At 68.5% G+C, this 518-nt stretch carries 1 protein-coding gene; it reads right to left on the bottom strand.

Annotated elements, in window-relative coordinates; all coding sequences use genetic code 11:
- Positions 1-518, bottom strand: a 518-nt coding sequence (locus IEY36_RS30470; protein ID WP_188974099.1) for a dTDP-glucose 4,6-dehydratase, incomplete at both ends; no start/stop codon positions are given.

The following is a 518-nucleotide window of genomic DNA, read 5'->3' as shown; positions in this document are numbered from 1 at the left end:
TAGGTGTGCTGCCAGGCGCGCACCAAGTGGTCGGACGCGGCCTTGGAGGCCGAATAGGGGCTGCGCGGGTCGTAGCGCGTGTGTTCGTCGAAGGGCGGTGCGTCGAGGCTGTCGAGCGAGCCGAAGACCTCGTCGGTCGAGACGTGGTGGAAGCGGAACGCCTCCTTCGTCGCGCCGGTCAGCGCGGCCCAGTATTCGCGCGCCGCCTCCAGCAGGACCTGGGTGCCGACGACATTGGTGCGGATGAACTCGGCCGGGCCGTCGATCGAACGGTCGACATGGGATTCGGCGGCGAGGTGCATCACCCGCGACGGGCGGTGCGTCGCGAAGGCCGCCCGCATGGCGGCCGGGTCGCAGATGTCGGCATTGATGTGGATGTGACGGGGGTGGCGCCACCACGGGCCAAGGCTCTCGGGGCTCGCCGCATAGGTCATCCGGTCGATGTTCACTACCACCTCATCGGTGGTCGAAAGCAGCCGACGCATCACGGCCGAGCCGATAAAGCCGAGGCCGCCTGT

Origin of the sequence: Neoroseomonas lacus (genome assembly GCF_014644535.1) — a bacterium.
Classification (GTDB): domain Bacteria; phylum Pseudomonadota; class Alphaproteobacteria; order Acetobacterales; family Acetobacteraceae; genus Neoroseomonas; species Neoroseomonas lacus.
This window is presented reverse-complemented; position numbering and strand designations above follow the sequence as displayed.